We start from the raw sequence: 25,999 nt of genomic DNA on the forward strand, positions 1-25,999 counted from the left end.
TGATGAATGAGTTTCGAATCGCGGTTAGCGCATATTCACTTTGGCCCAGATAGGTGCAGTTGTCAAGGAGTCTGAGAACCTAATCCGAGTGATGGATGATTCCCGAGTCTGGTGGAGAGGACAGACTAGTCCGACGTGGCGGCCAGGGCACGCAGATCGCGTTTGAGTACCTTGCCGGCACCGTTGACCGGCAACGCATCGACGAACTGGAAGGAGCGAGGAACCTTGTACCCGGCGATGAGTGTCTTCACATGCGCGCGCAATGCGTCGACGTCGACGTTCGAATCCGCTCGAAGGACGACCACGGCATGTACGCGTTCGCCCCACTGGGAATCGGGTAGGCCGATGACAGAGCACGCTGCCACGGATTCATGTCGAGCCAAGGCGTTTTCGACCTCGGTGGAGTAGACGTTCTCGCCTCCGGTGACGATCATGTCCTTGATGCGATCGACGATGAACAGGTAACCGCGCTCGTCGAGGTATCCCGCATCGCCCGTGTGCATCCAGCCGTCGCGTAGTACCGCGGCGGTCTCGATCGGTTTGTTCCAGTATCCGAGCATGATGTGGCTGCCGAACGTGACAATTTCGCCTACCTCACCCGGAGGCAGTTCCGTGCCTGCCGGATCGACGATCCGGACCTCGCAGTGCGGGAGAATGCGACCGGCGCTACGGAGCAACTCGCCGCCTTCCAGATGATCAGCGGGGCTGAGAACACTGATGTGGGCGGTCTCCGTCATCCCGTAGCCCTGCGCGAAGGCGCTGTTGGGGAACATCTGCATGACTTGCCCCAGAAGCGTCGGAGAAATGGGGGAGGCGCCGTACCTCAGGACTCGAACACTGGTCAGATCGTAGGAAGCCGTGTCCTCGTGCGAGATCAACATCTGAAGCATCGTCGGGACCAGGCCGACGGTTGTCGGCCGATGGCGGTCAACTGCTTCGAGGAATATGCCCGGACTGAATCTCGACAGGAAGACCTGAGTGCCACCCATCAGCGACTGGGCCAGCCACCCGACGATCCCAGCGATGTGGAACAGAGGGTTGACCGCTAGGTTCACTCCACCACTGACAGCGACATTTCCTGCGGCGAGTGTGCCCAAGGCAGAGGTGATCAGCGATCGATGGCTGACCATCACACCTTTCGGTACGCCCGTCGTACCACCTGTGTACAGCAGGAGTGCCAGGGTGTCGCCGCCGACGCGTAGATCGGCGACAGGTACCGATTCCGAGATCACCCGTTCGTAGTCGAGCATTCCCTCGGGGGCCTGTCCTTCGCCGCAGTAGATCACAGTCGCCAGACTTGGGCACGATTCGCGGAGGGCGCTCGCGGCGGGAGCGAAGTTGTCGTCGACCAGCAGGAAGGTCGAGCCGGAATCCTCGAGTGCGTAAGTGATTTCCGCTGGGCTCCAACGGGTGTTGACGGGACTCGCCACCGCTCCCGACCACCAACAGGCGACGAGCGCCTCGTGGTACCAGTCCGAATTCAATGCCAGAATCGCGACGCGATCGCCGGGTTGCAGGCCCATCGCCTGCAACCCGCCCGCCAGCTTCGTGATTCGTTCGACCGATTGTCGGCAGCTTCGGACTCGATCTCCGAACACTGTCATCGGGGTTTCCGGGGCTGCTCGCATGGATCGGTGAACGAATTGAGTCAGTTGCATGTGCTTCCTCCAAGGAGTCCGGGGCGCGTGGCCTGATTCAGATCAGTTCCAGGATCATGGCATTGGCCTGACCGCCAGCCTCGCACATCGACTGCAATCCGTACCGAATACCGTTGTCGCGCATGTGGTGTACGAGGGTCGTCGTCAGACGTGCGCCCGAACCGCCGAGAGGATGACCGAGTGCCATCGCGCCGCCGAGAGGGTTGAGCTTGGCATAGTCGGCGCCGGTCGCCTGCATCCAAGCCAGAGTGACCGAAGCGAAAGCCTCGTTGATCTCGAATGCCCCGATGTCGGACAGTGACAGCCCCGAACGCTCGAGGACCTTGGCGGTGGCCGGAATGGGACCGGTAGCCATGGTGATCGGGTCGACGCCTGCCAATGCCACGGTGTGGACCCGGGCGATGGGCTTCCACCCTCTGCGAGCCGCCAATTCGCTGCTGGTGACCAGAAGCGCAGCGGCGCCGTCGGAGATCTGTGAGGAGTTGGCAGCGGTGATACGTCCGTCGTCCTTGAACGGGGTAGGGAGCGCAGCCAATCGCTCGAGAGTCGATCCGCGCCGGACCCCCTCGTCGGTGTCGACCATGGACACGGTGCCTTCGGCCGTGGTCTTCACCGGGCTGATCTGACTCTCGAATGCGCCCGAGTCGATTGCCGCGCCAGCTCGCTCGTGGGAATCGAGAGCGTGCTGATCCAGCTGCGTTCGGGTCAGCCCGAAGTTCTCGGCGATCATTTCTGCGCCCACACCCTGGTTGAATTCCACTCCGTTGTATCGCTTGCGGACCAGCGGGCCGAACGGCTTGCCGAATTGGGTGGCGCTGCGTGCCGAGCCGATGGGGACGCGGCTCATGCTCTCGACGCCTCCGGCGACGGCGATGTCGTAGTGGCCACTGATGATTCCGGCCGCGGCGAAATGCAAGGACTGTTGCGAGGATCCGCAAGCCCGGTCCACGGTCACACCGGTGACCGATTCGGGCCAACCCGCGGCGAGTACGGCGTATCGGCCGACGCCGCCGGCTTGTTCACCAACCTGGCTGACGCAACCCCACAAGACGTCGTCGACTGTGCTCGGATCCAGGTCGTTGCGTTCGGTGAGGGCGCGAAGGACATGTGCGGACAGGTCGACTGGGTGAATCCCGGACAGCCCTCCGTTCCGCTTTCCGATCGGTGTGCGAACTGCGTCGACGATGACGGCGTCGTTCATGGCGTGCTCCTTCGTTGCCGACTTCGAGGTCGGCGTCTTTGCGGTTGGACAGATAAGTGAATTACCAATAACTTTTGTTTGGATGGCGATCCATTTCGATCATTGACCCTGCATCTAGTTATGGCAAATTCACATTATTCATTGAACTGCTTGCTAGGAAGCTGTTTTAGTGATTGAATCCTGCCTAGCAGGCAATGTGACGCCCATCACCGAATCGGGCATGTCGAGCGCCAACGGCGAAGTCGTGGCGAATCTTCCCTTACCAGTTCAAGGAGATTTAGTGGTACTCGAACAGCAGGTGAACCGGCCTCGGGCCAAGCTCGGAGAAGCAGGCGAATCCAGGACAGTGGCCTGGGGGATGACCAGCGTGCTGGTCGCCATGTATGTCATCAACTTCGCCGACAAAGCAGTTCTCGGCATCATCGCTCAGCCCTTGGCCAAGGAGTTGGGACTCTCCGCTTCGGATATCGGTCTGACCGGTAGTGCCTTTTTTCTGATGCTCTCGCTCGGTGGCTTGTTCTCGGGCGCTCTCGACAAGTGGCTCGGACTGCGCTGGGCGCTCGTCCTGCTGGTCGTCCTGTGGTCCGTGGCGATGTTGCCGCTCATTCTCTCGGCCAGCTTCGTGACCCTGCTGGTGAGTCGGATGATTCTCGGCTTCGCCGAAGGACCCAACTCGCCCCTGCTGTTCTCCGCCGCGTACTCCTGGCATGCGCCGGCGCGACGCGGACTGCCGGGAGCCGTCCTGACCTGCTCGGCGTCGATCGCGAAGATTGCGATCGCACCCATCCTCGCGTACGTGGCCGTCACCTGGGGTTGGCGTTCTGCGCTGGTCGCATTGGCGATCGCGGGTCTGTTGTGGGCTGTGCTGTGGCTGGCAATGTGGAAGGAAGGTCCGTACGGCCGCAGTGGCAACTCGGGTAAGGCCGATAGCGTCGACTCGGGCCCTGAAGAATCGGGCCCTGAAGACTCGGATCCGGCATCGGCAACGGCAACGGCGCCCACGACCGACGCTGAGCCGGCTGTGCCCTGGCTGCACATCTTCCATACCCGCACCTTCATCGGCGGAGTTCTGCTCATTGCAGCCGCCTACGCACTCGCAGCAGTGGTCCTCACCTGGTTGCCGTCGTATTTCGAAATGGGCCTTGGCTATTCACGGCTCCAGGCAGGTTCCATGTTCTCCATCCCCAGCCTCATCGGCCTTGTGATCATGTTGAGCAGCACGTGGCTCAGTGACAGGCTCATCACCAAAGGCGTCAGCATGCGGGCTGCTCGGGTGGTCTTTCCTGCGGTCGGCATGCTGATCGGCGGCACGATGTTGGTCTTCCTGCCGTTCGTCAGTGCGCCCGTCATGGCTGTGTTCATGGTGTCCTTGGGCTATGCGATATGCACTCCGGTGCTGCCGCTTCTCAATGCCTGTGTGAGCGAATTGTGCCCGCCGAAGCAAATTTCCGGGGTACTCGGGGTGTTCCTGTCGCTCATGGCGTTCGGTGGTTTCATCGCGCCGTACATGATGGGACGCATCGTCGATGCGGCCGGCGACGGTGGTGACGGCTACGCGACCGCCTTCCAGATCCTCGGTGGGGTTGCACTCGTCGTGGCCGTTGTCGGCATCGTCATCATCGACCCTGCCCGTGACAAGAACTTGGTGCGCCCCAACGCTCCCGTTGTTGCTGCCCGATAGGCCGATCTCGATGACCTTCGTACTCGATCATCATGTTTCGCCTGACTTCGAGAGCCTACTCACTTTGGAAGAGTTGAGCAGCAACGAGTTTCGCGGCTACTGCCATGCCGGGCATCCGATGAGGGCGTTCGGCGGGCAGGTGGCGGCTCAGGCTCTGACCGCCGCCGGCTGTACCGTTCCACCGGAAAATCTTGCGCATTCGCTGCACGGTTATTTCCTCAGCGCGGGCGATCCCACCAAACCGATCGTCTACGAGGTGGAACGACTCCGAGACGGGCGGTCGTATCACTCCCGTCGAGTCACTGCGAGACAAGATGGCGAACCGATCTTCACGTTGTCGGCCTCCTTCAAACTGCCCGAAGGCGGCGCGGATCGGCAGTTGACGATGCCCGAAGTGCCGCCACCCGAGGAACTTCCGGATCCGTACGAGCACTGGGCGCAAGAGCGGCCTGAGGAGTACCAGGCCGCGACAACAGTGCGAGTGATGTCCCTGCGCTTCGTTCCGCAGGATCGGGTATCGGACCACCGTGCAGTACCGGGACTTTCAGAGCAGACGGTGTGGCTCAAACCCGCTCGAGCCTTGCCCGACAATCCGTTGCTTCACGTCTGCGCCCTCACGTACGGCTCCGACATGACATTGGCGTCGACAGCGTCACTGGACATTCAACCGCATCGCTCGATGCTCAAGGGCCAATCCAGGGCGATCGTGACTTCCCTCGATCACGCTGTGTGGTTCCATCGACCCTTCCGCGCTGACGACTGGATGCTCTTCTCGCAGAGCAGCCCATCGTCCTGCGACGGGCGCGGACTGTCGAGTGGGTACTTCTGGAGTAGGGAAGGAGATTTGGTAGCCACTGTTGTCCAAGAGTCGCTGGTTCGCCGACTCGACTAGAAGATTCTTTCCATCCATTCCGAACAGCTGGAGGTTCTACTCATGACGCTCGCCTGGCCGACCGATATGCCTCGGTGCCTCGACTATCCGACGACGGGAATCGACGCAGTTCTCGCGGGAGCTGCGTGCGCCTACCCTGATCGAATCGCGTTGCAAGACGGCGACCTTGCACTCACCTTCGCCGAGTTGCATGATCGTGCACAACGAGCGGCCGGGGGATTGCGTGCACTCGGAGTGCAACCGGGGCACGTCGTGGCGCTCCATATGGTGAACAACCTGTGGTACGTCGTGGCGTACTACGGTGCGTTGTGTGCGGGTGCTGCTGTGGCGCCGGTCAATCCGACTCTCCCGCCCGCCGGTCTCCGCGATCAGTTGGACGATGTGAAGGCCCGGGTGGTCATCTCGCACCCCGAAACCGTCGGCATCGTTCTGGCAGCGGACGCGCAGTGCGTCGACGCAGTGGTGTGCGTATCCGCGACACCCTCGGCGCCGGCGACCGAAACGGTTCTGCCAGAGGGCGTTCGTGCATTCGGCGATCTACTGCAAGCGCAGCCGTTGGTGTCGTACCGCGTCGATCCGGAGCTCGTCGCCCATCTGCAGCTGACCGGTGGTACGACCGGACGCTCCAAAGCTGTTCGCGTACTTAACCGTAACCTGGTTTCGAATGTCATCCAGATGGCGTCCTGGCGATCGGGACTTCTCACCGAACTCGACGAATTCGGTGGGCTTCGCATGCAGTCGACCGTCGATCGCGGTCCTCACGCGCTGGTGCCTGGCGAAGGCGTCAACATCGCAGTGGCGCCCCTCTTCCACGGTCTGGGCTTGGTCGGACAGAACGTCAGTACGCTGCTCGGTTCGACCGTTGTCTTCACCGGCCGCTTCGATCCGGACCGGATGTTGGCAGACATCGAGCGCCTCGGCGTCACGCACATCACCGGTTCGCCTGCGATGTACTACGCATTGTTGGCGAGCAGCAGGATCGGAGCGCACGACTTGTCCTCCGTGCGTGCGATCAACTCCGGCGCAGCCCCGTTCGACACGACATCGCTGCGGAGCCTTCAAACGATCTTCGGCAACGCCTGGGTCACGGAGGGATACGGCCTGAGCGAAGCGACGATGGGCCTGACCGGTGCGCCTTTGAACAGTGATGTCGCGACGCCGCCGGACAGTGTCGGTGTCGCAATCTTCGACACCGAACTCGAGATCCGAGACGAGAATTCGGCAGTCCTCGGGCCCGGCGAGGTGGGTGAGGTCTGGGCCCGCGGGCCCCAGATCACCGACGGATACCAGAGCCAGCCGGAGCTGACCGCGGTTCAGTTTCGCGATGGTTGGCTCGCGACCGGCGACATGGGGCGGCTGGACGATGCGGGGCACCTGTTTCTGGTCGGGCGATCGAAGGACATGATCATCTACAAGGGCTACAACGTGTATCCGCAGCCGCTCGAAGAGATTCTGTGTTCGCATGCTGCCGTTGCGCAGGCAGCCGTCGTCGGCGAAACGGTGCCGGTGGTCGGCGAGCGTGTGACGGCCTTCGTTCAATTGAACCGCGACTTCGCGTCCGAATCTGCATCGGACCTGCAATTGCTGGAACGGGAATTGACGGACTACGTGGCCGCGAAGGTGGCTCCGTATCAGAAGGTTCGTTCGATCAGGTTCGTCGACCGCCTGCCTGTCACCGCAACGGGAAAAATACAGAAGAACATATTGCGGAACAGTCTTACCGTCGACACAGCCTAGGACGTTCGTCCAGTTGTCTCTTCCGATTCCGTCCTGCAGCGGCGTGATTTCTGCGAGAGTGTCGAACATGCGTGGAATTCTGGTAGCCGGTGTGAGTGCATTCGCGGCGGTCGTCTCGGTCGTCTCGGCTTCCACCGTCGGTGCCGAGACGACTGCGGACCGAGCTCGCTCGTTCTCCGAGACCACGTCCGTCGGCGTCCACAACTCCTACGAGAAGGCGACGTTTCCGTACTTCGCCGACGCTTTGGACTCCGGGGCCTCGCTGCTCGAATTGGATCTGTGGACCAACGGCGGTGGTCCGGACTGGCGTGTCTCGCACATGAATCCGGTGGCGAGCGACAGCAACTGCGTCGGCGCGCAGGACGCATCCGGGTTGCGAAGTGGTCAGCGAGATCAGGGACTGCGCGGATGCCTGGCAGATATGCGGGCGTGGCACGAAGCCGACCCCGAGCATCCTCCGGTGATGATCAAGTTGGAACTCAAGGACGGTTTCACCACCGGCTACGGACGCGGACCTGCCGATCTCGACGCCTTGATCCTCGGGACTCTCGGCGACGCGGTCTTCACTCCATCCGATCTGATGGGTGAGTCCTACTCGACCCCGGATGCCGCCGTCACCGACCGTGGATGGCCGACCATGTCCGAGATGAGCGGCAAATTTCTGTTCGAGCTGATTCCGGGAACGATCGAGGAGGGAAACCCGCTCGACACGGAGTGGACCGACCGGCAGTACGCGACGCACTTGCGAGATCTGTCCGCTGCCGGACTCGTCCAACTCGGCGCCGCCTTTCCCGCTGTTCACCGGGCGTCACCGGGAGACCCACGAATCGACCGTTACGCCGACCCGGGCATCCGCCCGTGGTTCGTGATCTTCGACGGCGACGCCCTCGATTACACCTCGGGCGTTGTGGATCCGCAGTGGTACCACGATCGTGGCTACCTGCTCGTCATGACCGACGCGCACAAGGTCGCTCCACAGATCGACGGTGCGCATGCCACCGAGGTGGAGGCGAGCGAGCGTCTCGACCGGTTGGCGGGTGATCACGCAAGTTACATCACCGCGGACTGGTCGAGGTTGCCGAACGTACTGTCCACCGTGGTGCCGCGTCGGTGATCTAGAGGGCGGCAATTCTCAGGAACAGGGTGCAGGATGGGTTCATGCGCACTGTCACGTGGAATCCCGAAGTCTACGGCCGCTATTCGGGTGAGCGGTCACGCCCGTTCGTGGACCTGGTGTCACGGGTGGCGACCGAAGACCCGACGCGGGTAGCCGACCTCGGCTGCGGATCAGGTAGCTTGACCGCGATGCTGGGGGAACGATGGCCGGACGCCTCGGTATCCGGATTCGACTCGTCTCCCGAAATGGTGGCGCAGGCCCCGACAGACCTACCGGGAAACGTCACCGTCGAGTTGGGGGACATCATGTCCTTCGATGCCACGGGTTACGACGTGGTCGTCAGTAACGCTGCATTGCAGTGGGTTCCGAGCCACCGCGAGCTGATCGACCAGTGGGCGGACACCCTGGCATCCGGGTCGTGGCTGGCGTGGCAGGTTCCAGGAAACTTCGATGCACCGTCACATGCGCTCATGCGAAGCCTCGCGGAGTCCGCGGAATGGAGCGAGCGACTGGGTGGCGTCCTACGCGGCCCGGAAGGCGTCGACAGTCCGGTTGCGTACGCGCAGCGTCTGCAGGAGCACGGATTCGACGTCGACGCCTGGGAGACGACGTACGTACATGTGCTGGCCGGTGCTGATCCGGTGCTCGGATGGGTTCGGGGGACTGGACTTCGGCCGGTGCTGGACGTTCTCGGCGAGGCCGACGCTCCGGAGTTCGAGCGCCAGTATTCGGATCTGCTGCGGGAGGCGTATCCCGCAACAGCCGCCGGAACGCTGTTTCCGTTCCGGCGGGTGTTCTGCGTGGGACGCAAGCGGTAACTACTCGGCTGTGCTGCGGTCCGCCGATCACTCAGCGGTGACAAAGCCTTCCGAGACCAGCCAGTCGCGAGCCACGTCCGCCGGCTCCTTGCCATCGACGTCGACCTGCCGGTTTAGCTCGGTCATCACCTCGTTGGTCAGTTTCTCCGAGATCGGCGCCATGACTTCGGCAACCTCCGGATGTGCTTCCGCGAAGTCCTTTTTCATGACCAATGCCGGATTGTATTTCGGGAAGAACTGCAGATCGTCTTCGAGCAGAACGAGATCGAGTGCGATGATGCGACCGTCGGTGGTGAACACCTCGCCGAACTTGCACTGATCGCTGTCGGCTGTCGCCTGGTAGATGATGCCGGTCTGCAGGATCTGGCGCTGGGCACGCGAGGCGTCGAAACCGTATTTCGCTGCCAGGCCGGGGTATCCGTCCTGGCGGACGTTGAACTCGGTCTCGACGCACGTCACCGCGGCGCCGGGATCGGATTCGACCAACTTCGCGTAGTCGGAAACCGTCTTGACGCCGGTCTTCTCAGCGGTCTCCTTGCTCATCGCCAATGCATACGTATTGTTCATCGGCGCCGGATCGGTCCACACCATGTCGTTCGCAGCAAGGTCCGCATCACGGACGGCCTCGAACTGCGCCTGCGAATCGGGAAGAGGAGTCTCGTTGCCGAGGTAGTTGATCCAGCCGGTCCCGGTGTACTCGTACGCAAGGTCGATCTGCCCGTTCAACTGTGCGTCACGGGTGCTGTTCGAGCCCTGGATGTTCGTGAGATCTCGAACATCTGCGCCCGCAGCGGCCATCGCGAATTCGATGACGTATCCGAGCACGATCTGCTCGGTGAAGTCCTTGGAGCCGACGGTCATCTTCACACCCTCGAGCTCGGGAACCGGCTCGATGCTGCCGGGGCCGACAGCCAGGGGCAGTGCGCCACCGGACTCGAGGCCACACGAAGCGACAAGTGTGAGGCCGATCGTGGCAACCGCGACTTTCCAGCCCCACGTTCTGGTGATCGAAGTCTTGGTCATCGTAATCCCTTGGGCCCGAGATAAGTTTCGGCGAGCGCGCCGAGCCAGTCGATCAGCAAGGCCAACGACACCGCCAGTACGGCACCGACCACGAGGGTGACGTTGTCGCGGAGCTTGTATCCGGTGTCGATCAGAATGCCGAGTCCGCCGGCACTGACCAGGAAGCACAGCGTCGCGGTGCCGACTGCCAGAACGAGCGAAGTGCGCAGTCCTGCAAGGATGTACGGGACGGCCATCGGGAATTCGAGTTGACGCAGGACCGTGAGCGAAGACATTCCCTGCCCGCGCCCGGCATCGATCAAGGTCTTGTCCACTTGCTGGTAGCCGAGGATGGTGTTGCGCAGCACCGGGAGCAGCGAATAGAACGCGATGGGAAATACGCCGATCCAGAAGCCCGTCGTTCTTGTTGCGAGATAGAACAGCACGAGCAGGCCGATGGCAGGCGCCGCGGCTCCGATGTTGGCTATCCCCACGAAGAACGGTGCCAGCCGGGTGAATTTCGGCCTGGTCAGCAGAGTTCCGAGTGGAACTGCGATGGCGACGACGATGATGACCACGGCGGCCGTGATCAGTACGTGCTGCCAGGTCAGTGTGACGATGTTGTCGAGATTGATACTCGCCTTCTGCGTCGCGTTGAGATCTCGGCTGAATGCCCAGATCAACACGCCCGCAACCAGGATCAGGACGATGACCGGTTGCACATACAGTCGCATCCGTTCCGCACGGCGCGTGGCGGCGTTCTCGGCCGCACCCAGATCGGGGGCGTCCGGTTCCATCTCAGGCGCGGAGACGCGCTCCTCTGTCGTGGCAGTCATGTTCAACCCTCGACGTTCTCGGTGTCTGGCTCTTCGTCGTGGTCGTGCGCATGCTCCTCGCGCATCTCGGAGAGATGGCTGACCAGTGTGTCGATGGTGATGAGACCGACATACTCGCCGCGCCGTCCGGTGACCACTGTGGACGCATTGCTTTCAGCGAGAAGAGCTTCCAAGGCATCCTGCAGGGTGGACTGGATGGACACGGCTTCGCCGATCTCGTTACCGACACCTCGAAGCGTCGACGCATGGGCGAGGTGGCCGGGCGAGACCCAGCGAAGCGGCCGTCCACGCTGATCGAGAATCAAGGCCCACTTCCACTTACGCGCTGCGAGTGCGGTTCTCAAATCATCGACCGAATCGGTTTCGCGGGCGGTGAGGCACTGCTTGAGTTTGATCTGGCGCACGCGTGTCAGGGTCAGCTGCTTGAGCGAGGCGTCCGCCCCGACAAATCCCGCGACCATGTCGTTTGCGGGATTGGCGAGAATCGCTTCCGGAGTGTCGTACTGCATGATGCTGGACTGATTGCCCAGCACGGCAATACGGTCACCGAGTTTGACTGCCTCGTTGAAATCGTGGGTGACGAAGACGATGGTCTTACCCAACTCCGACTGCAGGCGCATCAGTTCGTCCTGCAGCAGGCCGCGGGTGATCGGGTCGACGGCACCGAAAGGCTCGTCCATCAACAAGACAGGTGGATCGGCAGCCAGCGCCCGCGCAACGCCCACACGCTGTTGCTGGCCACCGGACAACTGGCGAGGGTAGCGGTCGCGATAGGTATCGGGATCGAGGCCGACGAGGTCGAGCATCTCGTCGGTGCGAGCTGCGATACGTTTCTTGTCCCAACCGATGAGGCCGGGCACCGTCGCGACGTTCTTCGCAATGGTGAAGTGCGGGAACAATCCTGCCTGCTGGATCGAGTAGCCGATGCCGCGGCGAAGCTTGTCCGGGTCGATGGACAGCGCGTCCTTGCCGTCGATGGTGATCTTGCCCGAGGTGGGTTCGATCAGACGGTTGATCATGCGCATCGTCGTCGTCTTGCCGCAACCCGAAGGTCCGACGAAGACCACGATCTCACCGGCCGGAACAGTCAGTGAAACATTGTCCACCGCTGCAGCTTTCTGGCCCGGGTAACGCTTGGTGACGGATTCGAGAACAATCTCGACCCCGGATACCTTCTGATCTGCAGATACGTCAGACGGAATGGTTTCAGTCATTGCAGCCCCTTCGAAGTAGTGAGACGACCGATGACGACGTAGATTCCGTCGAGAATCAGAGCCAGAATGACGATCAGTACGGTGCCGACCAGCGCTTGAGGAACAGCGTTCGGGCTACCGACACGCGAGAGTCCGGAGAAGATCAGGTTTCCCAGACCAGGACCCTTGGCGTACGCCGCGATGGCGAGGATGCCCATGAGCATCTGTGTGCTGACCCGCATGCCGGTGAGGATCGACGGCCACGCGATCGGCAGCTCGATTCGACTCAGAACATGCATGCGATTCATTCCGACACCGCGGGCTGCGTCCGTGATCGCCGGGTTGACCGCATCCAGACCGATGATCGTGTTCCGAATGATCGGGAGCAGGGCATACAAGATCAACGCGGTGATCGTAGGAGCGACGCCGAGACCGAGAATCGGAATGAGCAGTCCGAGGAGGGCGAATGAAGGAACCGTCAGGATCGTGCTGGCCAACGCCGTAGCGATGGAGGATCCCGCCGGGCTCCGGTAGACGAGAATGCCGATGATCACGGCGGCAATCGTCGCGATGATCACGGACTGGATAACTGCTGAAACATGTAGGTACGAGTCGGTCATCAATTGTTGTCGTCGTGCAACGACAAAATCCCATAGGGCGCCCATATTTCCGAACCCACTTTCTTCGGACTTCTGCTCGCTCGAACGTCTTCCCTCGACACCGACCGGCGCACAAGGGCTTTCCCCGCAGCCTCCGTAGGCCGAGGGGTTTCCCTCGACTGTCGTCCAAAAACTGAGATACTGCAACTAATTCCGATTGCAGCGTGTCGGATGTTGTTCTGGACGTGAGATTTTGCGGGACGCGGGTAGGTACCCACTGCGTGCGGAGTTGAAACGTGCTGGAGACAGCGAATGTTCGAGACAGCAATGCGGGAGGGCTCCGGAGAACCCTCCCGCATTGTGGGAACTGTACGAATCGGCCTCAGGCCCAGCTGAGCGCATCCTCATTGGACAGCCGCGGCAGGCGGTCGAACCACGGGTTCTCGCCGGGATGGCCGATGTTGACCACCAGGGTGGTCTTGAAGCGTCCGTCCGCGAAGAACTCGCCGTCGATGCCGTCGGCGTCGAAGCCGGCCATCGGGCCGGCGACCAGGCCCTGGGCCCGAATCGCGAGGATCACGTAACCAGCTTGCAGTGCGGCGTTGAACTTGCTGCTCGATGTGGCGGCAGCGTCGTCGGACTCGAAGTAGTCCTTCATCTCCGGACGGATGGGGAACAGTGCCGGAATGTGCTCGTAGAACTTGGTGTCAACGGCAAGAACCGCGACAGCAGGCGCCGATGCGGTCTTGGCCTTGTTGCCGTCGGACATGTGCTCGACGAGGCGCGCTTTGCCCTCCTCCGTACGCACGAACAGCACGCGCAGTGGATTGGTGTTGGCCGCGGTCGGTGCCCACTTCGCGAGCTCCCAGATCGCAGTCAGTTCGTCGTCGGTGACCGGTTCGTTGGAGAAGGAGTTTGCCGTGCGGGCTGCTGTGAAGAGCAGTTCACGGCCGGCTGCGTCGAGCTGATGTGCGGTAAATGGGGTGGCTGCGTCGAGTGACATCGGTGGTTCCGTTTCCGTTGTAGCTCATCCGAGCGTTACCCGGTAAAGCTAGTTGCTAGTAAAAAGAAAGTACTTGGATACGGTAGCACCAGTCGTAGGGTTCAGCGCGGGGGAGTGACGAGTCAGACCGTCTGGGTGGCGAGAATCCTCACCGCCAGATCCTCGATCGCGCACTGTCGTGATTCGAGTCGGACGCGCGTGAGGTCGTTGATCATGCTGATGGTTGCCAACACCGTCGCCCGTGCATCCGCGGTTTCGTTACCGAGCAGGTGTACCCACTCGTCGATGTACTCGCGTTGTGCAATGTGCGTCGAGGCCTGCGCTTCTTCGGGCAAGTTCGCTGTTTCTTCGATGAGAATGGCAATCGCGCTGTCAGGTGAGATCACCGAATTGGTGTACGAATGTACGACGCGGGCAATCGCGTCTTCCCGTGAGTCTGCGTTCCTCAAAGCCTGGACCAGGCCGAGCCGGAGTGTTTCGTTCCCGCGGGCCAGAATTGCTTGCAGCACTTCGGCTTTACTTCCGAAATGGGTGTAGATGCTCGAACTCGGAACACCGGCGGCGCTGCCGATGTCGTCCATTGTCACGGATCGGTAGCCGCGTTGATCGAACAGCGTGATTGCGGCGCCCATCAAACTTTCGCGACGCGAAGTGTGGCTGAAGTTCGAAGTCGGCTGGGGCTGTGCCGCCGGCTCCTCGGGAAGGACCGGAGCGGTACGAACGACATCGAACAACCTGGCTAACAGAGCCTCGAAGCGCTTTCGAGGAAGCGTCGTGCGGTGTCGAGCGGGGCTGAACGCGATACTGGTGAGTGCCCACCCCAGAACGACGGAATCGGGAACCGACAGGTCGGGACGCTCGTGTCGAAGGGCGACTGCGACCCGGCTCGTGACTTCCCGAACTCCGGCACGCGCCTCCGTTCTGCGCTCAGGGGTCAGGTTACGGGCCTCCTGATCGAAGAGAAGACTACGGAAGTTGTTGTCGAGTCCGTAACGAACCAGTGCCGTGAAGACCACCTTGGAATCGGTTCGATCGACCTCGTCGAGGATCGCGAGGATCGAAGACGAGCCGTCGAGCATCGCCTGCGCGAGGAGTTCCTGCTTGTTCGGGAAGTGGCGGTACAGCGCGCCTGCGGTGATGCCCACCGCAGACGCGATGCCTTCCATGCTGACGTTGTGGTACCCCGAGCGGCCGAACTGTTCACGAGCCACGGTGATGATCTGCGCCTTGCGGTTGCGTGGGCGCAGCGTCTTCTTCGGGGTCGTTTTCGGCGTGGCCGGCCGGTCCGGCGAGGCCGCAGGTGTGCCGTCCGATGTATCGATCGTCATGGGGCCCTCGAGGTCGGTGGCGTGGTCAGGTGATGGTGCTGGTTGCCAAGTCGGAGAACTGCCTGCGGAGTTCTCTCTTGAGTATCTTGCCAGCCGGGGACACGGGCATTTGCTCGACGATGGTGATACTTCGCGGAGACTTGTAGCCGGCAATCAGCGTCTTCGAGTGTGCGCGGACTTCTTCGCACGTCAAAGACACCCCGGGACGCACGACCAGGACCGCGTGGACTCGTTCGCCGTACTGATCGTCGGGTACGCCGATCACAGCGCAGCTGATTACGTCCGGATGTGTGGCCAGAGCGTTTTCGACCTCCGTCGAATAGACGTTCTCACCACCCGAGATGATCATGTCCTTGAGCCGATCCACGACGAAGAGATACCCGGCTTCGTCCATGTAGCCTCCGTCGCCGGTGTACAGCCAACCGTCGCGCAATGCCGATCGTGATTCTTCCGGCCGATTCCAGTAGCCGCACATGATGTTGCCGCCGCGGGCGATGATTTCGCCGACCTCACCGCGAGGAAGCTCGTTGCCGTTCTCGTCGACCACCTGAATCTCGACGTGTCCCATCGGCCGACCGGCAGATTTCAGGCGGGTCGCGTCGACGTGATCTTCTGCGCTCAGGCTGGTGAGTCCGGGTCCGGCCTCGGTCATGCCGTACCCCTGCATGAAGGCTGCCTGCGGAAAAGCCTGTTGCGCTTGCCGAAGCAAGGTTTCGGAGATCGGGGAAGCACCGTACTGCACGGCCAGGATGCTGGACAGGTCCCGGTTCGTCCGGTCCGGATGACGAATCAGCATTTGAATCATCGTGGGTACCAACAGCATCGACGTAACTTTGTGCTGCTCGATCAAGCGCAGTGCGGTGGCCGGTTCGAAACTTGGCTGAATCACCAACGTCGCCCCGACAGTGTTACGGCCGATCCAATTTGCCAGCGACGCAAGATGAAACATCGGGGCGGTGATCAGAGCCAGGCCGTCGGTACCAGGCGTTCTGTTACTGGCCACTGCGCCGAGGCTCGACGTCACGAGGTTGGCGTGGGTGAGCATGACCCCCTTGGGGTGACCGCTGGTTCCGCCGGTATAGAAGATTCCGGCCAGGGTGTCACCGCCGAGTCGCAGGTCCGGTGTGGGTTCGCTCGAGGCGATCAGATTCTCGTAGTCGAGAGCGCCGGCCGGCGTCGGCAGTTCGCCGGCATGTATCACTACGGCGAGCTGTGGGAACAACACCCGTACCTCGTCGAGTAGCGGCAGAAAGGTGTCGTCGACGACCAGCACTCGTGTATCGGAATCGTCCAGCGCAAAAGCGATCTCGGCAGCGCTCCATCTGGTGTTGAGCGGATTGACAGCGCCTCCCATCCACCAGGTGGCAAAGAAGTACTCGTGATAGCGATCGGAGTTGAGCGACAGTATCGCGACGCGATCGCCCACCTGCACACCGAGGTCGCGGAAAGCGCCCGCAAGACGGGTTACTCTCCCGCCGACCTCGGCGCAGGTGCGGATACGGTCCCCACACACGGTCATGGGTTGGTCAGGGCGTTGCTGCATTGATCGTTGCAGAGACTGAGTCAAGTACATGGGGACCGCTCCTTTCGGGAAACGTGAGGTCAGCGACTGCCGCCGTCGCACACCAGGCATTGGCCGCTGACGTAGTCGGTTTCGGGCAGGCAGAGCACAAATACCGCGCCGGCCGCTTCGTCCGGACGTCCGGCGCGGCCCAGTGGGATGGTCCGCTCGGCTGCCGCCAGGAGCTGTGGGTTGACGCCGACTTTGATCTCGCGACCCTCGACGTCGATGGTCGAGTTACCGTCTGCCGACGCTTCCGTCAGGCGGGTGTTGATCAGACCGTACGCAACGGCATTGACGTTGACCTTGTAACGACCCCACTCACGCGCAAGGGTCTTGCTCAAGCCGATGATGCCGGCCTTGGCGGCTGCGTAGTTGGACTGTCCGGCATTGCCCACCACTCCGGCATTGGAGGAGATGTTGACAACCTTGCGGTGGTAGTCGGTGGGATTGGCCTTGATGTAGGGCTGAGCGGCGCGCAGGATCTGGAACGGTGCCTTCAGATGCAGATCGAGAATCGTGTCCCACTGCTCGTCGGTCATCTTCTGGATGACGTTGTCCCAGGTGAACCCGGCATTGTTGACGATGATGTCGAGGCCGCCGAAGGTATCGATTGCGGTGTTGACGAATCGATCCGCAAAACCTTCTTCGGTGACCGAACCGACGCACGCCACTGCCTTGCCACCGGCCGCGATGATCTCCTCGACCGTCTCCTTGGCCGGGCCCGGATCAAGATCGTTGACTACGACGCTCGCGCCTTCCGCGGCGAACTTCATGGCGATGGCGCGGCCGATACCGCGGCCGGATCCGGTGACGAGTGCTGTCCTGTTGTCGAGCTTGCCCATGTCGGGGTTCCTTTCGGTAGAGAGAGTTTTCAAGCGGCTACGACGGCGTCGCCGCGCAGGGTGACGGTGCCGTCGGAGAGAGTGACGGCGATATCGAGGTGGGCCAGACCGTCCTCGATCTTGGTGACGGTCCCGGTGCACGTCGGCGTCGCGTGTAGCGGCGTGATGGAGGCAAAGCGAACGCTGTAGGTGCGGATACGTTCCTGCGGAACGAAATTGGTCAACAATCGACCCAGGTAGGCCATCGAGAGCATGCCGTGTGCGAACACGTCGTCCATGCCGCCGGAGCGGGCGACGTCGAGATCGATGTGCATCGGATTGTGGTCACCAGAAGCTCCGGCGTAGAGCGCGAGCGTGGTGCGGCTGATCTCGGGCAATTCCAGCGAAGGGAGAACGTCACCTGTTTTCATTTTTGCGCCTTAGGGTTTCGAACGACCAGGGTGTTGGTGAGGCGGGCGATCAACTCGCCGTCGCGGGTGACCTCGGCGGTCCGGACAAGGAAGTCCAAGGCGCCGTTCTTCTTCGAGTACACGTCCGTGACCTTGCCGTTGTAGGCCAGCGTGTCGCCGGCGTAGGCAAGAGCGTGATATTCGAAGGACTGCTCGCCGTGCAGGACGTACCTCATGTCGATTTTCAGTGATCGGACCAGGGCAAACGGGTCCGGTTTTTCCATGTCTAGGCAAAACAGGAATGTCGGCGGTACCACCAGGTCACGATGCCCAGCAGCCTTGGCGGCCTCGACGTCTCCGTAGATCGGGTTGGTCTCACCGATGGCCTGGGCGAAGAAGCGCAGGCGTCCGCGCTCGACCAGTGCCTCGTGGCCCGGGATGATCGTTCCGACGACGGACGGATCGAGTGCCACGTCAGCCCACCTTCTTGAAGATGCTGACCACGCACGCACCGCCGAGTCCGAGGTTGTGCTGCAGTCCGATTCGTGCTCCTTCGACCTGCCGCTTGCCGGCCTGACCGCGCAGTTGCCAGACCAGTTCGGCGCACTGGGCCAGACCGGTGGCGCCGAGGGGGTGGCCCTTTGACAGCAGGCCTCCCGACGGGTTGGTGACTACTCGTCCGCCGTAGGTGTTGTCGCCGTCCAGGATGAACTTCTCGGCAGTACCTTCGGGCGTGAGGCCAAGACCTTCGTACGTGATGAGTTCGTTGGCGGAGAAGCAGTCGTGCAGTTCCACGACCTGAACGTCCTCAGGTCCGACGCCTGCGGCTTCGTAAACCTGCGCGGCCGCGGCAGCCGTCATGTCGTAGCCGACGACCTTCATCATGTCGCGGTCCTCGAAAGTGCTTGGTGTATCGGTGGTCAGGGCCTGTGCCTCGATCACTACGTCAGCCGCCAGCCCGTGCTTTCGGGCGAACTCTTCGCTGCAGACGACAGCGGCAGCGGCGCCACAGGTGGGCGGGCAGCACTGGTAACGAGTGAGCGGGCCGAAGATGTGCGGTGACTCCAGCACCTGCTCTTCGGTGAGAAGATCACGGAAGACCGCGTTGGGATTGTTGGCCGCGTGCTTACGTGCCTTGACCGAGATCTTTGCGAAGGTCTCGGGCTTGGTGCCGTACTTCTCCATGTGCGAAAGTCCTGCGCCACCGAACATCTGGGCTGCGCGCGGTGCGTCGTGGACGCCTTGGATCTCGGTCATCAGATCGTCGAAACGGTACATCGGGGCAGGGCGGTCGTCCCAAACTCGCTTGAGCGCACCGGGTTTCATCTGCTCGAAGCCGACAGCCAATGCGCATTCGACGGCGCCGCTCGCGACGGCTTGGCGTGCGAGGAAAAGGGCCGACGAGCCTGTGGCGCAGTTGTTGTTGACGTTGATGACCGGGATTCCGGTGAGCCCGAGACCGTAGACGGCGGCCTGTCCGGCAGTGGAATCGCCGTAAACGTAGCCGGCATAGGCCTGCTGGACCAGCGAGTAGTCGATACCGGCGTCGTCGAGGGCGGCACGGGCGGCGGTCTCTCCCATGACGTTGTAGTTCTCGCTCTTGCCCGGCTTGGTGAACGGGATCATTCCCACTCCGGCAACATGGACTTTTCTGGTCACGATTGTCTCCTAATTGATCGGATGGAAATTTACTTAACACCACGATTCGAGTTTTGTCTACTGGATCACAGTGCGTCTTTACGTGGGACTTTCGTTGCAATTTCCGATGGTTCGCCGAGGTGTGTAGATGATTTTGCGAGACTATTGCGTCAGCATGCCGATTGATGATTTACTTTCTGGGCGGCAAGGTGGCGTGCGTCACAGAGTAGGTGCCTGACGGTCGAAGCGGCCACGTCAGGTTCGCACCGGACCGGTCTCCGAGTCCCGCATCCAGTACTTCGGTGCTGAGATCAGTTCACCCAGCTTCTGTTTCGCATTGCGCTCACTCCGTGGCGCAGTTGTCGCACTTGCCTGAGAGGATCGATGAGAATGACGTTGAGCAAGCCGGCTCTTCCCACCGCCGCACCACCGCGAGAAGTAGGGGAATCCCGAGTGCGGGCATGGGGGCTCACCGGAGTTCTCGTTCTCCTTGTCGTCGTCAACTGGGCTGACAAGGCAGTCTTCGGCCTGGTTGCACAGCCGCTGGCCAAGGAATTCGGACTGACCTCGGCACAGATCGGACTGGTCGGCAGTGCATTCTTCCTGGCCTTCACCGTCGGTGGCTTCTTTGCCGGGGTACTGCACAAGTGGATGTCGCTGCGGTGGTTGCTGGTTCTGCTCTCACTGGGGTGGGCAGCGTCGATGATCCCGCTCGTGGTGGTTGCCGGTTTCGGGATGCTCCTGTTCACGCGCATGATGCTCGGATTCTTCGAGGGGCCAGCAGGCGCGCTCGTTCACACCGGTGTCTACTCGTGGCATCCTGCGGAAAAGCGTGGCCTTCCAGGAGCTTTTCTGGCTTCCGGTGCTTCGATTGCCAAGATTGCGATCGCGCCGCTGATGGCCTTGGCTGTAGCCAGTTGGGGGTGGCGAGCAACGTTCATCATCCTTGCCGGGGTCGGCGTGGTCTGGTGCGTTCTGTGGTTGTTCACCTGGAAAGAGGGGCCGTACATGCAGCGGCCGGTTCGGAAGTCCGACACGGTTGCGTCGACAGTGGCAGACGGGACTGTTGTCGCCAAGGTGCCGCTGACGAAGATCTTCTTCACGCCGACATTCCTCGGTGCGCTTGCCGCGGTGTTCACCATGTACGCTCTCATCACGGTGGTGCTCACGTGGCTGCCGTCGTACTTCGAAGTGGGACTTGGATACTCGCGGGTTCAGGCGGGAACCATGTTCGGCATTCCCAGCATCGCAGGCCTGTTCTTCATGTTCCTGTGCACGTCGATCAGTGACAGGCTGATGGCGCGCGGTGCCAGCTCGAGGATCCTTCGCGGTATCGTTCCCGGAATTGCCCTGCTGATCTGTGGGCTCGCCCTGGTCACCATGCCGTTCATCAAGACTCCGATCGTTGCGGTGCTCGTGGTATCAGTGGGTTACGGCATCGGGACGGTCATCATTCCGCAGTTCAACGCAGCGATCTCCGAAATCTGCCCACCACAGCAAATGGCCTCGGTACTGGGTGTTTTCATGGCTCTGATGGCCACCGGCGGTCTGATCGCTCCCTACCTCACCGGCGTCATCGTCGACAGTGCAGCGACGCCGGCGGAGGGATACGCCACCGCTTTCCAGATCTTCGGAATCGCGACTGTCATCGGTGCCGTCATCGCCCTCTGCGCAGTCAACGCCACCCGCGATCGGGTGCGCATCCTCGGCTGAGCACTACTCACTTTCATTCACAATATCCAGGAGAAACAATGCAGCGCACAGTATTCAACGAAGAGCACGAGGATTTTCGCAAGGTCATTCGCAGCTTCATCGAAGCCGAGGTCATGCCCAACTTCTCCGATTGGGAGCGCGAGGGCATGGTGCCCCGCGACTTCTATCGCCAGCTCGGCAAACTCGGTGTTCTCGGAATGACGGTTCCCGTGCAGTACGGCGGAGCGGGTGAAACAAGCTTCAAGTTCCAGGCTGCCCTGACCGAAGAGACGGCTCGTGCGGCAGTCAGCTTTGGCGCATTCGGTGTACACACCGGCCTGGTCCTGCCATACATCCTGACCTACGGAACCGAAGAGCAGAAGCAACGTTGGCTGCCCGATTTCATCAGTGGCGACATGATGACTGCCATCGCGATGACCGAACCGGGCACCGGCTCGGACCTGGCGGGCATCAAGACCACGGCCAAACGGTCCGAGGACGGCACTCACTATGTTCTCAACGGCGCAAAGACATTCATCACCGGCGGCGTTCAGGCTGATCGGGTTCTCGTGATCTGCCGTACGTCACCGCCGACGGCAGAGAACCGTCGCGCCGGGTTGAGCATCCTCGCAGTGGACACGTCGAGCGAAGGCTACGAGGTCGGTCGCAAGCTCGAGAAGATCGGCATGCGCACTTCGGATACGGCAGAGCTTTCCTTCACCGACGTGCGGGTGCCGGCCGAGGATCTACTCGGTGAGGAGGGGGCTGCCTTCGGCTACCTGGCCAACAACCTTCCGCAAGAGCGACTGATGATCGCAGTCACCCAGACTGCGGCGGCCGTCGGAGCCATCGACTTCGCCTCTGCCTACGTGCGTGACCGCAAGGTGTTCGGCCAGGCGGTGGCGGAGTTCCAGAACACCAAGTTCGTCATCGCCGAGTGCATCGCCAAGGTGGAGGCTGCTCAGTGCATGGTCGACCGGGCTCTGGAATTACACGAGACCGGCGACCTCAGTGTTGCCGACGCCGCCAAGGCAAAGCTGTTCTGCACCGAGACGGCAGCCGAGGTCATCGACAAGTGCTTGCAGCTTCACGGGGGCTACGGCTACATGCTGGAATACCCCATCGCGCGTCTGTACGCGGACACCCGTGTGTCGCGCATCTACGGCGGAACCAACGAAGTGATGAAGACGATCATCGCCAAAGCGGCCGGGTTCTGAACGAATCGAGGGAAACCATGGCAGAGCTTCTCTACGACGTCGATGACGGTGTCGCCACGATGACTCTGAACCGACCGGATCGACGCAACGCGATTACGTACACGCTGCTCACCGAGCTGCAGAACGCGCTTACGTCGGCCGCCGGTGACGAGGCCGTGAGAGTCGTCGTGCTCACGGGCGCTGGAGGGAACTTTTCGGTCGGTCGCGATCAGTCCGGTGATCGGTCGAGCCGTGTAGTGCGGGGTGATTCACAGCAAGAGGATCGCACTCGCTTGCTTGATGTTTCACGGGTGATACCAACTTTGGTGCAGCATCCCAAGCCTACGGTGGCGGTGATTCGCGGTGGCTGTGCGGGCGCCGGCTTGAGTCTCGCTCTGGCGTGCGATCTTCGCTATGCCGGAGCCGATGCGATGTTCAACACGGCCTTCCTCGGGGCTGGAATGTCCGGTGACATGGGAATGGCGTGGTTGCTGACCCGCGCAGCGGGCACATCGAAGGCGCGGGAATTGATGCTGCTGTCCGAACGAATCAAAGCTGATCGCGCTGCCTCATTCGGAATGATTCACGAGGCTTTCGCCGAAGAATCGCTGGAAGCGAGGACTACGGAAATTGTTCAGCGGCTCTCTGTTTCGGCACCGTTGGCAGTGCGTGGTGCAAAGCTGAACCTCGATTCGGCGATGTGGCGGCCGCTGTCCGAATTCTTGATGGACGAAGCCGACCGGCTGATCACGTGCGCGTATTCCGAAGACGTGGAGGAAGCGCGCTCGGCATTCCTCGAGAAACGAGTACCGCACTTCACGGGCCGCTGAAAAGAACTGGAACACATTGTTATCGGGATCAGGAGAGTGAACGAGAATGTACTTGACTCAGGGTTTACATCGGTCGGTCCAGCGCGAACCCGACGCGATCGCCGTCGTTGACGGGCAGCGCCAGTTGACGTTCGCTCAACTGGAGAGTCGCGTTGCGCGATTGGCCGGTATGTTCACGTCGTACGGGCTCGACCGAGGTGACCGGGTAGGAATACTGGCCACGAACTGTCTCGAGTATGTCGAATACTCCTTCGCCTGTGCCTGGGCGTCGATGGTCGCGTCCCCGGTGAACAACCGCTGGAGTCCCGACGAGATGGCATTTCACATCGAAGATGCCGGAATCACAGTGCTTCTCGTGGACGGACCGCGCCTGCCCGCTGCGCTGGAACTGCGTGATCGGTGCGCTGTACTGGAGACCGTGATCGTATTCGGTGCGGCGGATCTGCCCGGCGATACGGTCGACTACGACTCTGCTTTGGCGCTGCACGGTCCGATTCCCGATACTCACGCAGATCCCGATGCCTTGGCGTTGCTCATGTACACCGGCGGAACTACAGGCCGCCCCAAAGGTGTCATGCTGAGCGCAGGCCAGATCCTGACATCGGTGCTCGGAGTCCTTGCCGGTAGTGGTGAGCCGAATCTGCCAGGCCGCTCCCTGCACGTGGCGCCCCTGTTCCACCTCGCAGCCTTCGCCGGTTTGGTCCAGGCCTCGGTTACCGGATCCGTGCATGTTTTGATGGGGGACTTCACCGTCGAGAAACTCGTCGAAACCATTGCAGAGAAGGAAGTTACACAATCTCTGCTCGTGCCGACAATGGTGCAAGCGATGCTCGAATACGCTGATCGGACAGGTCTGCCGATCGACAGTCTCACCTCGATCACCTACGGCGCATCGCCGATGCCCGAACCACTGGTTCGGCGCTTGATCGAACGATCACCTGATCTTCGACTGCGCCAGGGCTACGGAATGACCGAGTTGGCCCCGGCAGCAACACTTCTCCGCGACGACGACCACCGCAATCCTGATCACCCGGAACGACTTCGATCAGTGGGACGTGCTGCGCCACACACCGAGGTGCGGATTGTCGACGCAACCGGCACAGAGCTTCCGCGCGGCGATATCGGTGAGGTCGTCGTGCGGGGCTCGAACGTCATGATGGGTTACTGGAACAACGAGGCGGAGACGGCGCACGCGGTGCGCAGTGGATGGATGCATACCGGTGACCTCGGCTTCATGGACGAGCATGGCTACGTGTTTCTCGTAGACCGACTCAAGGACATGATCATCTCGGGCGGCGAGAACGTCTACAGTGCCGAAGTCGAAGCCGCCCTGTCCCAGCATCCCGGTGTGAGCAGTTGCGCGGTCATCGGAGTACCCGACGACAAGTGGGGAGAACGCGTCCATGCAGTGGTGGTGCGCACACCTGAAAACAATTCGAGCGGTGATGAACTCCGAGATTTTGTCGGCGAGCGTATAGCTCGGTACAAGGCGCCGCGGTCGGTCGATTTCGTCGACGCACTCCCGCTGTCGCCGGTAGGGAAGATCCTCAAGCGCACTCTGCGTGAGACCTACCGGTGACACAGCCATCTTCCCAACATGCTTCCAGGAGTAGAACCGTGATCGACCCACAGATTCGCGACCTCGATTTCGACGCCTACCGGCAGGTGATCCGCGACTTCACCGACAATGAGCTCATTCCTCGTGAGAACGAAATGGTCTCTGCTGGTGAGGTTCCCGCTGACCTCGTGACAAGGATGGCCGAGGTCGGACTATTCGGCATCACGCTTCCGAGGAGCGTCGGCGGATTGGGGTGGACCGTCGAACAGCAGGTGCTGCTGACTTTCGAGTTCACCCGGTCATCGGCGGTGTACCGTTCCCGATTCTCGACCAGTATCGGACTGGCTTCGCAGATCCTCCTCGAATACGGCACCGACGCTCAGCGTGAACAGTATCTACCGGCGATGGCGGCGGGGGAGTGCGTCATGGCGTTTGCTCTCACCGAGGAGCAGGCGGGTAGTGACGCCTCCGCCGTGCGCGCCACCGCTACCAACACCCCGGACGGCTACGTCATCAACGGTGAGAAGCGCTTCATCACCAACGGAGCGTGGGCTGATGTTCTGGTGGTGTTCGCCCGCACCGCGGACGGCGAGATTTCATCCTTCCTCGTAGATCGGGAATCGCCGGGGGTAGAGACCCGGGTGCCTGAATTGATGAACGGTCATGCCGAAGGCCCAGTCGCCGAGATCAGCTTGCGTGACGTTGTGGTGAGCGCCGACCGGTTGATCGGCGGTGCAACAGGTTTGGGGATGATTCACGCGATGCGCGGAATCAACCAGGCTCGCACCCACGTTGCCGCGACCGCAGTCGGTCAGGCGACTCGGATGCTCGCGGAGGCAATGAAATACGCGGGTTCTCGTGAGCAGTTCGACCAACCTTTGGCCGAGTTCGGTGCCGTGCAGGCGATGCTCGGACGCAGCTATGCGGAACTCGAGGCCGGACGAGCGATGATCCTCGACTGCGCCCGTGAGTTCGACCGCGGAACGCCGCCGCGTCATCGGATTGCCGCGGCAAAGCTGTACTGCACCGAGATGGCGTCGGTGGTCGGGGACCGGGCGGTGCAGGTGCTCGGCGGGGTCGGCATCGTCGGCAATCACCCGGTACCGCGTATGTGGCGGGATGTGCGTGCCTTGCGAATCTACGAGGGCGCCTCCCAGATTCACGAACGCAACCTCGCCCGGGCGCTGCCGTCATTGCTCGGCTGAAACCCGTACTTACACAAATA

General features: G+C 61.6%; 23 protein-coding genes. 10 read left to right on the forward strand and 13 right to left on the reverse strand.

Translation table 11 applies throughout. The features are described from left to right. Positions 1-125: 125 nt before the first annotated feature. Positions 126-1,658, reverse strand: coding sequence for an acyl-CoA synthetase (locus AC3WQS_RS02275; protein WP_046379226.1), 1,533 nt, complete (start codon positions 1,656-1,658; stop codon positions 126-128). A gap of 37 nt (positions 1,659-1,695) precedes the next feature. Continuing rightward, positions 1,696-2,859 (reverse strand): thiolase family protein, encoded by a 1,164-nt coding sequence (locus AC3WQS_RS02280; RefSeq protein WP_046379225.1) that lies wholly within the window; start codon positions 2,857-2,859, stop codon positions 1,696-1,698. A gap of 196 nt (positions 2,860-3,055) precedes the next feature. Between AC3WQS_RS02280 and AC3WQS_RS02285 the strand changes: the two genes are divergently transcribed. The 5 genes from AC3WQS_RS02285 (at position 3,056) to AC3WQS_RS02305 (ending at position 9,104) form a co-directional block, all read left to right on the forward strand. Beyond that, on the forward strand, positions 3,056-4,540 hold the full coding sequence (locus AC3WQS_RS02285; protein WP_492712992.1) for an MFS transporter: 1,485 nt from the start codon (positions 3,056-3,058) through the stop codon (positions 4,538-4,540). 10 nt (positions 4,541-4,550) lie between these two features. Further along, positions 4,551-5,432, forward strand: a complete 882-nt coding sequence (locus AC3WQS_RS02290) for an acyl-CoA thioesterase (RefSeq protein ID WP_060938052.1) — start codon at positions 4,551-4,553, stop codon at positions 5,430-5,432. 42 nt (positions 5,433-5,474) lie between these two features. Next, the gene (locus AC3WQS_RS02295; RefSeq protein WP_492712991.1) at positions 5,475-7,169 is read left to right on the forward strand and encodes a class I adenylate-forming enzyme family protein; all 1,695 of its coding nucleotides are present in this window, start codon (positions 5,475-5,477) and stop codon (positions 7,167-7,169) included. Positions 7,170-7,236: 67 nt separating this feature from the next. After that, positions 7,237-8,283, forward strand: a complete 1,047-nt coding sequence (locus AC3WQS_RS02300) for a phosphatidylinositol-specific phospholipase C domain-containing protein (RefSeq protein ID WP_042952853.1) — start codon at positions 7,237-7,239, stop codon at positions 8,281-8,283. Positions 8,284-8,327: 44 nt separating this feature from the next. Then, positions 8,328-9,104 (forward strand): trans-aconitate 2-methyltransferase, encoded by a 777-nt coding sequence (locus AC3WQS_RS02305; protein ID WP_020908998.1) that lies wholly within the window; start codon positions 8,328-8,330, stop codon positions 9,102-9,104. A 27-nt stretch (positions 9,105-9,131) separates the two neighbouring features. Here AC3WQS_RS02305 and AC3WQS_RS02310 read toward each other — a convergent pair whose 3' ends face one another. From AC3WQS_RS02310 to AC3WQS_RS02360, 11 genes are all read right to left on the reverse strand, one after another. Further along, a complete protein-coding gene (locus AC3WQS_RS02310) occupies positions 9,132-10,127 on the reverse strand; it encodes a glycine betaine ABC transporter substrate-binding protein (RefSeq protein WP_019745161.1) in 996 nt (331 codons plus the stop codon). Further along, on the reverse strand, positions 10,124-10,942 hold the full coding sequence (locus AC3WQS_RS02315) for an ABC transporter permease (protein ID WP_003939758.1): 819 nt from the start codon (positions 10,940-10,942) through the stop codon (positions 10,124-10,126). Before AC3WQS_RS02315 ends, AC3WQS_RS02310 begins: the two co-directional genes overlap by 4 nt. A 2-nt stretch (positions 10,943-10,944) precedes the next feature. Then, the gene (locus AC3WQS_RS02320; protein WP_020908997.1) at positions 10,945-12,156 is read right to left on the reverse strand and encodes an ATP-binding cassette domain-containing protein; all 1,212 of its coding nucleotides are present in this window, start codon (positions 12,154-12,156) and stop codon (positions 10,945-10,947) included. Next, entirely contained in the window at positions 12,153-12,800 is a 648-nt protein-coding gene (locus AC3WQS_RS02325; RefSeq protein WP_019745160.1) for an ABC transporter permease, read from the reverse strand. Before AC3WQS_RS02325 ends, AC3WQS_RS02320 begins: the two co-directional genes overlap by 4 nt. A 316-nt stretch (positions 12,801-13,116) precedes the next feature. Beyond that, positions 13,117-13,737, reverse strand: coding sequence for a malonic semialdehyde reductase (locus AC3WQS_RS02330; protein WP_046379221.1), 621 nt, complete (start codon positions 13,735-13,737; stop codon positions 13,117-13,119). Between the two features lie 122 nt (positions 13,738-13,859). Further along, positions 13,860-15,065, reverse strand: a complete 1,206-nt coding sequence (locus tag AC3WQS_RS02335; protein WP_020970677.1) for a TetR/AcrR family transcriptional regulator — start codon at positions 15,063-15,065, stop codon at positions 13,860-13,862. 25 nt (positions 15,066-15,090) lie between these two features. Then, complete coding sequence (locus tag AC3WQS_RS02340; RefSeq protein WP_492712990.1) at positions 15,091-16,638, reverse strand: long-chain-fatty-acid--CoA ligase; 1,548 nt, start codon at positions 16,636-16,638, stop codon at positions 15,091-15,093. A 29-nt stretch (positions 16,639-16,667) separates the two neighbouring features. After that, on the reverse strand, positions 16,668-17,471 hold the full coding sequence (locus tag AC3WQS_RS02345; RefSeq protein ID WP_269576932.1) for an SDR family NAD(P)-dependent oxidoreductase: 804 nt from the start codon (positions 17,469-17,471) through the stop codon (positions 16,668-16,670). 29 nt (positions 17,472-17,500) lie between these two features. After that, the gene (locus AC3WQS_RS02350; protein ID WP_269576933.1) at positions 17,501-17,881 is read right to left on the reverse strand and encodes a MaoC/PaaZ C-terminal domain-containing protein; all 381 of its coding nucleotides are present in this window, start codon (positions 17,879-17,881) and stop codon (positions 17,501-17,503) included. Beyond that, positions 17,878-18,333, reverse strand: coding sequence for a MaoC family dehydratase N-terminal domain-containing protein (locus AC3WQS_RS02355; RefSeq protein ID WP_020970674.1), 456 nt, complete (start codon positions 18,331-18,333; stop codon positions 17,878-17,880). The genes AC3WQS_RS02350 and AC3WQS_RS02355 overlap by 4 nt, the downstream gene beginning before the upstream one ends. A 1-nt stretch (position 18,334) precedes the next feature. Continuing rightward, positions 18,335-19,519, reverse strand: coding sequence for a lipid-transfer protein (locus AC3WQS_RS02360; RefSeq protein ID WP_472795528.1), 1,185 nt, complete (start codon positions 19,517-19,519; stop codon positions 18,335-18,337). A 432-nt stretch (positions 19,520-19,951) separates the two neighbouring features. On the opposite strand from AC3WQS_RS02360, the gene AC3WQS_RS02365 reads away from it, so the two are divergent. The 5 genes from AC3WQS_RS02365 to AC3WQS_RS02385 are packed head-to-tail and all read left to right on the forward strand — an operon-like array spanning position 19,952 to position 25,979. Beyond that, on the forward strand, positions 19,952-21,211 hold the full coding sequence (locus AC3WQS_RS02365; RefSeq protein ID WP_080945767.1) for an MFS transporter: 1,260 nt from the start codon (positions 19,952-19,954) through the stop codon (positions 21,209-21,211). 38 nt (positions 21,212-21,249) lie between these two features. Continuing rightward, positions 21,250-22,407: an acyl-CoA dehydrogenase family protein gene (locus tag AC3WQS_RS02370; RefSeq protein WP_046379217.1), complete on the forward strand. Its 1,158-nt coding sequence runs from the start codon at positions 21,250-21,252 to the stop codon at positions 22,405-22,407. A gap of 17 nt (positions 22,408-22,424) precedes the next feature. Beyond that, positions 22,425-23,216 (forward strand): enoyl-CoA hydratase/isomerase family protein, encoded by a 792-nt coding sequence (locus AC3WQS_RS02375; RefSeq protein ID WP_046379216.1) that lies wholly within the window; start codon positions 22,425-22,427, stop codon positions 23,214-23,216. A gap of 46 nt (positions 23,217-23,262) precedes the next feature. Next, positions 23,263-24,795 (forward strand): acyl-CoA synthetase, encoded by a 1,533-nt coding sequence (locus AC3WQS_RS02380; RefSeq protein WP_046379215.1) that lies wholly within the window; start codon positions 23,263-23,265, stop codon positions 24,793-24,795. Between the two features lie 38 nt (positions 24,796-24,833). Further along, complete coding sequence (locus tag AC3WQS_RS02385) at positions 24,834-25,979, forward strand: acyl-CoA dehydrogenase family protein (RefSeq protein WP_029256162.1); 1,146 nt, start codon at positions 24,834-24,836, stop codon at positions 25,977-25,979. The last annotated feature ends 20 nt before the right edge of the window (positions 25,980-25,999 follow it).

It is taken from the genome of Rhodococcus sp. FW305-130, assembly GCF_058788335.1.